Origin of the sequence: Prevotella aurantiaca, assembly GCF_015262605.1 — a bacterium.
In the GTDB taxonomy this organism is placed as follows: Bacteria; Bacteroidota; Bacteroidia; order Bacteroidales; family Bacteroidaceae; genus Prevotella; species Prevotella aurantiaca.
Map to the genome: position 1 here is coordinate 22,349 of NZ_JABZSJ010000029.1, position 8,932 is coordinate 31,280.

The 8,932-nt window shown below is 34.8% G+C and carries 8 protein-coding genes and 5 tRNA genes; all 13 read right to left on the reverse strand.

The window, feature by feature from the left end; translation table 11 throughout:
• Positions 1–3 precede the first annotated feature (3 nt).
• The 13 genes from HXN26_RS06440 to HXN26_RS06500 all read right to left on the reverse strand — a co-directional run bounded on the left by HXN26_RS06440 (position 4) and on the right by HXN26_RS06500 (position 8,706).
• Positions 4–1,125, reverse strand: coding sequence for a glycerate kinase (locus tag HXN26_RS06440; protein ID WP_273159716.1), 1,122 nt, complete (start codon positions 1,123–1,125; stop codon positions 4–6).
• Positions 1,126–1,128: 3 nt separating this feature from the next.
• Positions 1,129–2,088 carry a hypothetical protein gene (locus tag HXN26_RS10905; RefSeq protein ID WP_273159719.1) on the reverse strand — a complete coding sequence of 320 codons (960 nt, stop codon included), beginning with the start codon at positions 2,086–2,088 and terminating at the stop codon, positions 1,129–1,131.
• Positions 2,078–4,162 carry an alpha amylase C-terminal domain-containing protein gene (locus HXN26_RS06450; RefSeq protein ID WP_273159721.1) on the reverse strand — a complete coding sequence of 695 codons (2,085 nt, stop codon included), beginning with the start codon at positions 4,160–4,162 and terminating at the stop codon, positions 2,078–2,080. The genes HXN26_RS10905 and HXN26_RS06450 overlap by 11 nt, the downstream gene beginning before the upstream one ends.
• An 11-nt stretch (positions 4,163–4,173) precedes the next feature.
• Positions 4,174–5,286: an MORN repeat-containing protein gene (locus tag HXN26_RS06455; RefSeq protein WP_273159723.1), complete on the reverse strand. Its 1,113-nt coding sequence runs from the start codon at positions 5,284–5,286 to the stop codon at positions 4,174–4,176.
• Between the two features lie 72 nt (positions 5,287–5,358).
• The gene (locus tag HXN26_RS06460; RefSeq protein ID WP_273159724.1) at positions 5,359–5,871 is read right to left on the reverse strand and encodes a 4'-phosphopantetheinyl transferase family protein; all 513 of its coding nucleotides are present in this window, start codon (positions 5,869–5,871) and stop codon (positions 5,359–5,361) included.
• Entirely contained in the window at positions 5,855–7,174 is a 1,320-nt protein-coding gene (gene gldE / locus HXN26_RS06465; protein ID WP_273159726.1) for a gliding motility-associated protein GldE, read from the reverse strand. Before gldE ends, HXN26_RS06460 begins: the two co-directional genes overlap by 17 nt.
• The gene (locus tag HXN26_RS06470) at positions 7,175–7,585 is read right to left on the reverse strand and encodes a single-stranded DNA-binding protein (protein WP_273159728.1); all 411 of its coding nucleotides are present in this window, start codon (positions 7,583–7,585) and stop codon (positions 7,175–7,177) included.
• 35 nt (positions 7,586–7,620) lie between these two features.
• Positions 7,621–8,157, reverse strand: a complete 537-nt coding sequence (locus HXN26_RS06475) for a hypothetical protein (protein ID WP_273159730.1) — start codon at positions 8,155–8,157, stop codon at positions 7,621–7,623.
• Between the two features lie 33 nt (positions 8,158–8,190).
• Positions 8,191–8,263 (reverse strand) — tRNA-Gly (locus HXN26_RS06480).
• Between the two features lie 24 nt (positions 8,264–8,287).
• Positions 8,288–8,371, reverse strand: a tRNA-Leu gene (locus tag HXN26_RS06485).
• Positions 8,372–8,404: 33 nt separating this feature from the next.
• Positions 8,405–8,484 (reverse strand) — tRNA-Leu (locus HXN26_RS06490).
• A 44-nt stretch (positions 8,485–8,528) separates the two neighbouring features.
• Positions 8,529–8,601, reverse strand: a tRNA-Gly gene (locus HXN26_RS06495).
• A gap of 31 nt (positions 8,602–8,632) precedes the next feature.
• Positions 8,633–8,706: transfer RNA gene (locus tag HXN26_RS06500), tRNA-Pro, on the reverse strand.
• Positions 8,707–8,932 lie beyond the last annotated feature (226 nt).

Consider the following 8,932-nt stretch of genomic DNA (forward strand, 5'->3'; position numbering starts at 1 on the left):
GATTTAATGTTTATCTATTGAAAACACCCTTTTTATTACTTCCTTCGTTGTATTTCTTAGACGACTAGTTGCCACCTTTGGGCACATAGCTTCGCTAAGTGGAGTATTTGGAGGGTTAATACAAACAGCTTCATTAAAACCTGCAGATACTAATAAATCCTTATTAGCAACGCAACCTGCTAATACGATGGTAGGAACATTATGAGTCCTAGCAATTGACATAATACCAAATGGTAGTTTGTTATTTAATGTCTGGCTATCAATTTTACCTTCTCCGGTTAATACAAGGTCAGCATTATTTAAATGATTAATAAGACCAGTGTATTCAATTAAGACTTCTACTCCTCTACGCAATTGAGCACCTAATAAACAAAACGCATAACCTAACCCACCTGCAGCTCCACTTCCAGGTATTGTTGGATCTATTTTACAAAGATAAGCAAGGTTGCGTAAACCTCTATCTAATATTTCTACATCATATTTGCTTGCTCCTTTTTGGGGCGCATAAACATATGCTGCACCATTATAACCATACAAAGGATTATTAACATCGCAAAGGACTTCTATTTGAATATCTTGAAAAACTGACAATAAAGAAAGATCTACAGACGTTAGATGAATAAGATCTCTTCCCTTAGGGTATTTAACTAATTGATTATTTATATAGAACTTTGCACCTAATGCTGCCAACATTCCTGCGCCTCCATCACTTGTTGCACTTCCTCCAATACCAATAAGGATATGTTTAACTCCAGCTTTAACAGCATTAAGAATCATTTCTCCTACTCCGAAGGTTGTTGTTTTCATTGGTTTTTGCTCATTCGGCTGTAAAAGGATAAGACCTGCTACTTCTGCCATTTCCATAAGTGCAATACGCTGATTTTCTTCAATGGCATAATTAACAAAAATGGGGCGCATTAAAGAATCATTAACTTTGCAGGTACTCCACTTTGCTCTTGTATATCGCACAAGAATCTCTGTTGTTCCTTCGCCTCCATCTGCCATGGGTAAGCATATAATCTCAGCAGTCGGAAAAATCTCTCTTATTCCCATAGCTACTGCATTTGTTGCCTGTTCTGCTGTAAGGGAACCTTTAAAAGAATCAAAAGCAAGTATAACTTTCATTATTTATTTTGTAAAGTAGTAATGAGTATAACTACCTTTAATATAGGGCATATTAGGTTTTAATCCTTTTTTCAATTGTTCATGTAAATTAAAAGCTTCTGCATAATATCGAGGACGAAGACTATCAACTGGATAGTATTTCTGAACAAAGTAAATAAACTTAGGAAGGTCTCTGTCAAGCAAGAAGCCAGCTAATTGGTAGTGTACAGAAGTTTTTGTTGCTTTATTAATAACGCTGTCGGGTAATAATAACGAATGTATTTTACCTGGACGCAATACATCTCTCCCACCAATTAGACGATATTCATATAGACTATCTGACAAATCTCCAAGGCGGGCTACACTATATATTGTAAGCATTGTAGTTGTAGAATCAATAGATTTCATTCGATGTATTCGACGCAAAGCTTCACGATATTTAAAGTTTTGGACTAAAGTCTCTACCTTAATCTTTTCATGAAACTGCTTATCAGAATTACTAAATATTCCTATAAATAAGAAAAAAACAAGCATTATACAGATGTTTATCCACAATAATTGAGAAATAAATCCAATGCCACGTAGTTCTGGCTCATAGGGTTCATAACGCCGAATATAATAAACAAATACAACATAAAGAATCAATAAGACAGGAGCAACCCAAATCCAATTCCCAAAATTAATTGTCGTAGAATTTGCTCTAATAGAAGTTAAAACAGTTAACAGGAGTACAGAAGGAAAGTAAGTAATTGCATGTCCACGTTTACTAAGTTTCAGTAAAGAATAAACACAGACTTGACAGAGTTGCAATATAATCGTTATTAATATTGCGCCCAACCACGGAACATAATGTGTTTGCCCGTTTGATGCTACATGTTGTGTAAGCACGAGAATGTCTGCCTGATAAAAAAAAAGATAGCAGAACGTAAAGACCCAAAATATAAAAGCACAGCAAATGCGCATGAATTTACTTTCAATTCTCATTAGTACTATTTTTTCTTCGTAAAACTAATGCACTGCGAGCTGGTATATATAGTTTCAACCACCCTTTATTATCTTTCTCGTAAAGTGGATCAGGTAAAGTTGCATGTTTCACTTTTTCATCGACAAAACCAAAACCACCATATTCCCACGAATCTGTATTTAACTTAACATTATAAATTCCATTAGGAACAAGGAATCCATAATCAGAGAATGAACGTGATGGTGAGAAGTTAAATACAAAAACCAAATCATTACGACTGAAAGCTAATATTTGATCTGAGTCGTTATGCCATATTTCTTTTAGCGGTGTACCGCTAAAGTTTGGCTCACTTTTTATAACTTCTAACATTTTTTTATCAAAATCACCAAGGTAGTGATAACAAAGTTCAATATTATCAACTAAATTCCATTGACGACGGGCATATTTATAGCTCCAATCATTACCTTCACGTGGGAAATCAATCCATTCAGGGTGTCCGAATTCATTGCCCATAAAGTTTAAGTACCCACCATTAATGGTCGATGCAGTAACTAGTCGTATCATCTTATGCAATGCAATGCCCCGTCTTGCCCTATCATTCTCATCACCCTTCTTAAAATGCCAATACATATCTGCATCTATTAAGCGAAAAATAATAGTCTTATCACCAACTAAAGCTTGGTCATGGGATTCACAATAAGAAATTGTACGTTCATCGCTACGCCTATTTTTTACCTCCCAAAAAATAGATGAAGGTTTCCATGCTTCATCAGGTAATTCTTTTATAGTCTTAATCCAGTAGTCTGGAATATTCATAGCCATCCGATAATCAAAACCATAACCGCCATCTTTAAACTTTGCAGCCAATCCAGGCATTCCAGATACCTCTTCTGCTATAGTAATAGCATATTTGTTGACCTCATGTATTAAGCAGTTTGCTAAGGTTAAATAACAAATAGCATTATCATCTTGGTGACCATTAAAATAATCAGCGTAATTGCAGAATGATTCTCCTAAACCATGACTATAATATAACATTGACGTAACGCCATCAAATCGAAAACCATCGAAATGGTATTCTTCTAGCCAATATTTGCAATTTGATAGAAGGAAGTGTATCACTTCATTTTTTCCATAATCAAAGCATAGAGAATCCCATGCGGGGTGTTCGCGACGCTGACCAGGATAAAAATATTGATTAGGATCTCCAGCAAGATTTCCTAATCCTTCTATTTCGTTCTTGACAGCATGTGAATGGACGATATCCATAATAACTGCTATCCTATTATTATGCGCTTCATCTATCAGTTCTTTAAGTTCTTCAGGTGTACCAAAACGTGAACTTGGAGCAAAAAACGAACTTACATGGTAACCAAAACTTCCATAATAAGGGTGCTCTTGAATAGCCATTATTTGAATGGCATTATAACCATCATTCACAATTCTAGGCAGGACCTTATTCTTAAATTCTGTATAAGTTCCTACTTTCTCGGCATCTTGTGCCATGCCTATATGGCATTCGTATATAAGAAGTGGAGATTTGGTTGGCTTAAAAGATACATTTTTCCATTTATACGTCTGTTTAGGACACCATACTTGCGCTGAAAAAACTTTTGTATTTTCATCTTGTACAACTCGTTGTGCCCATGCTGGAATACGTTCACCTTCCCCCCCATTCCACAATGTATACATTTTAAACAGATCACCATGATGCATTGCATTTTCATCAAGAATTAATTCCCAGTCTCCAAAACTTCCATCAACTCTCTTACATTGATATTCTGAAGAACGCTTCCAGTTATTAAAATCACCTATTAAATATAGGTCTGTAGCATTAGGAGCCCATTCGCGAAATATCCATTGATCATTAATTTTATGTAATCCATAATAATTATAGCCATTAGCAAATTCTGAAAGACTTTGCTTTCCTCCATTAGTAAATTCCTTTATACGCTCTAAAGCATAATTGTGTCTACCAAAGATTGCCTCGTTAAAAGGATATAAGTAACTATCGCTTTCTACTATACCCAATAATTGAGTATTGCACTTTGCTTTAATCGCTGCATTAGCGTTATCCTGAACCTTTTTAACCATATTTTTTGTTATTAATTATTATGTCTGACGCCATTATCATAATAACCCTGTGCAATTACCTTACCATTACGATCAGTTTCAGTAAATTTCCCATCTCGGACATTATTACGATAAGAACCTTCAAAACGTACTCCTTTTTTATCTTGCTCTATGGCCGCTCCATTACGTATTCCATCACGATACATACCACGGAACTTACTACCATCTGCATAATGGATTGTAATTTGACCATCCATTTTCCCATTCCTGAATTGTCCCTCAATCACATCTTTATTTCTTTTGGTTAATTTTCCTTGTCCACCTTGCAAACCATTTTCCCAATTTCCAACATAGATATCTCCATTTTCCCACACCATTGTTCCAAGTCCAGATCTTAATCCTTTTAGGAATCGTCCTGTGTAATTTTCTCCATTTTTATAGCGTAATATACCTTGTCCAGTTCGTTCATCATCCAAATAGTCTCCTTCATATATATCGCCATTGCTAAACTTATATACCCCTTTTCCATTGCGTAAATCATTTTTCCATTCACCATTGTATTCTTCTCCACTATGGTAAATATAAACGCCTTTTCCTTCTTTTACGTTTTTTACCCAATCTCCTACGTATGTTGAACCATCTTTCCACACAAAACGTCCATGACCACTTTTAACGTCATCTTTCCACGCGCCATCGTAATATGCACCATTTGCAAAAGTGTAACGCCCCATACCATTGCGTTTATCCATTATCCATTGACCAACATATACGTCACCATTATAATAGCGCATTACACCCTTTCCTTGTTGATAATCCTTATACCAAAGACCATCATATACATTTCCATTTTTAAAAATAAATATACCTTTACCATGTTGTTGGTCTTGGAACCATTGTCCTGTATATTTTTCACCATCAGAGAAAGTATAAGTTCCTTCTCCTTGTCGTTTACCTTTTACGAAATCACCTTCGTATACATCACCATTTTTATAGGTTGTTATACCACGACCAGATGGTTTTCCATTAACAACATCCCCTTTATACGAATCTCCTGTTTTTAATACAATTGATTTTACTTCTTGACCTTGCGACATGGCAAAGTATGGTATCATACAAAATATTATAGTGATAAATAGATTCTTCATTTCTTTTTAAAATTATCTTTAATTGCAAAGATACACTTTTCAAGTGGCTTTTCCAAGAATCTAAACTTATTTTTACTTATTTATCCAGCAAACGACCATTGTATATTTGGGATTTATTAAGGAAATAAAATCTATTGTTTTGTTTGTCTTTAGATTTATTAATTGTGTATCCGATATTATTACTTTCATCTCTTGGAAGGCAAGCTTTTCTTCAGAAAAAAGTTTATATGCAGCTTCTTTAGCACACCATGTAATCAACAGCTCATTAGTAGTAGTATATATTTCATCATTGCGCAGGAATCTTTTTTTTATTTTTTTTATCCTATCTGAAGTATATTCAATGTCAATTCCCACTTCAAATTCTTTTGATAAAAGTATAGCAACAAAACCTTTTGTATGAGAAATACTTATATTATACCCATCAATTAAAGGCTTGCCAACCTCATTATGATTCAATACAACATCATACCCAAGCATAAGTTTAAGAAGTTGTAATTCACCTTGTATTTCTGCATCTCGGCCGTTTTCAATTTCAAGAACTCCTAAAACTATATCTTTAGTTAAATAACTAATGCTGCTTTTCATCTAAAATGGTAACTTTGATTTTACTAATTCGGAGATTTTCTATCGCCATAACCTCAAAAAGAAATTGCTTATAACTTAATTTTTCATGCAAAACTGGAAATTCTCCTTTAAGCTCAAGTAATAATCCTGCCATAGAATCTGCATCACCTTGTAATTCCTCAAAAGTATCATCATCTAAATCTAGAACTTTTGTAAAATCTCCTATTGAAGTTTTTCCTTCAAACAAATATATACCTGTGGACAAATTATGATAAAAGGACTTATCATCATCAAATTCATCATTTATTTCCCCAACAATTTCTTCGAGAATATCTTCCAATGTTACAAGTCCACTTGTACCACCAAATTCATCTACAACTATTGCTATATGCACCTTATTTTCTTGAAATTCACGTAACAAATCATCAATTTTTTTTGTCTCAGGAACAAAATAGGGAGGACGTATTAGGCTCTGCCATCTAAAATTTGTAGGCTTATTCAGATATGGAAGTAAATCTTTGATATATAAAATACCACGTATATTGTCTTCATTGTCCTGGTATACGGGAATTCTTGAGTAGTTATTCTCCACTATACATTTCAAAACTTCTGAATAGTTAGAACGTATATCAAGATCAACAATGTCTCGACGTGATGTCATTACTTCTTTAGCGGTTTCATCAACAAATCGTATAATGCCTTCCAGCATCTCTTGTTCGTTACTTATTTCATTTTTGTTGGTCAACTCCAATGCTTGCTCTATCTCATCCATTGATAGCTTCCGTTTCTCTTTTTTTAGCATTTTTTCTGCGAAAACACTACTGCGCATCAAAATACTTTCTATTGGCCAGAAAAGTTTCCGAGCTATCATTATACCATTAACAGCATGGCGGCAAAATTTCAAAGGATTCATGCTGCTATACACTTTTGGCATTATCTCACCAAAAAGAAGTAGAAGAAAAGTAAGAAGAATAGTAGCACAGAATATTTCTATCCACGCAACTTTGAATACAACTATCTCTCTCAGTACAAAACCTGAAAGCATAACTATTGTAACGTTCACTAAATTATTTAGAATCAAGATTGTAGCTAATGTACGTTCACTATCATCTCTCAAAATCTGAATATTCTTATCAATGCTACTTTTTGTTGGTTCTAATTCATCAATATCATTAGGAGACAAACTGAAAAATGCGATTTCAGAACCACTAGCAAAGCCAGATATATAAAGAAGCAAGCATATTAAGATTAGAGCTATTATAGCTCCAAGTGTTGGTATATGAAATTCTACTGAAGAAGTAATAAGCGTAACTAAATCGTTCATTTAAAATGGTAATTTGGATTTATCCATTTCGTCTAAATTTGATAATGTGTCTTCATTTTCAATATTTGGACTTTCTGCTTTTTTAGGTGCAGCTAACCATTCTAAAGAGTCAACATAAATTTCTGTAGTCTGACGTCGAATACCGTTTTTATCATCATAACTTCGATATCTAACACGTCCCTCAACATATAATTTATCGCCTTTATGAATATACCTTTCTGCATATTTACCTAAGCTTTTAAACAATACTAAATTATGCCAGTCTGTATGATCAGGTACTTTTGTGCCATTTGCTAAAGTATATCCTCGTTCGGTAGTTGCTAGGGGGATAGAAGCAACACATTGATCAGCGTCATAATAATGCACCTCTGGGTCCTTCCCAACGTGTCCTATCAACATAACCTTATTCATATTCAAAAGTATTATTGCTAATCTATGGGTGGAAGTTATTTCCACATTCCAAGATATCTAAAGTTGAAATTCTTACCTTTAGCAGAAGGGAATTGGCTTCGTGAATCTACTCGATCTTTTAAATAATCAACAATACGATTATAACAGTCAATACCTGAAATTGATTTGCATTGAGCTACAAATGTTGTATCACGATACTCATACTTTCCTGTAGCTGCAATGTAAACTACACGTTTGAAATTTAATGAACCTTCATACCATCCATCACGTTCCTCACTGAGATGCATTAATGTCGGATTGTCTTTTTTCAAAGGCATACTACCATTTCTTACAGCTTTTTTCTGTTTAAAATCAAGCATTGTTTGCGCTTCTGTTTTTATAATGATAAAATAGATGCGTGGACGTACTTTATAACGTTTTGGATAATACACATCACTTTCTGCATATAAGCGTATATCCTCTTCCAAATCTTGAGTAAGTTGAATATCTGGAATTGATGCTAAGAAATCTAACGCTTCTTCAACATTATATGCTAATGTTTCATTATCGAAATATCTTAAATATAAATTCATTTAGCCGGTGTTAGTATGTTTCTCTAAAAAAAGAGCGGAAAACGAGACTCGAACTCGCGACCCCAACCTTGGCAAGGTTGTGCTCTACCAACTGAGCTATTTCCGCAAACAAATAAATTTTCTTATTAAGTGAAGAGGAGGAGACTCGAACTCCCACGAAGCAATTTTCACTACCCCCTCAAAGTAGCGCGTCTACCAATTCCGCCACCTCTCCAAATTTGTTGTATACAATATAAATAAGTAGTAGTGCCCAGAACAGGACTCGAACCTGCACGTATAAACACACGCACCTGAAACGTGCGCGTCTACCAATTCCGCCACCTGGGCATTATAAGAACAGGTCTTTCTACTTATATCAAAATTTCAATAAGAGCGGAAAACGAGACTCGAACTCGCGACCCCAACCTTGGCAAGGTTGTGCTCTACCAACTGAGCTATTTCCGCAAATAAGTATTTCACCAAACACTCTAAAAAGTCGGGGCGACAGGATTCGAACCTGCGACCACCTGGTCCCAAACCAGGCGCGCTACCGGGCTGCGCTACACCCCGCTGCTATCATCAATAAATTACTCTATTTCTGAATTGCGAGTGCAAAGGTACTGTATTCTTTTTATTCCTCCAAATTTTAGTACGTTTTTTTTCGCACTTTCTTTATAAGACGAAAATAGTTTTCCAATTATATGGGTAATATTGAGGAAGTTATACAAATAATAAAAAAAAGGCTTATGTGACAAAAATGTGCTTATTTTAGCGTCGTTTTCTCTTATGTGACAAA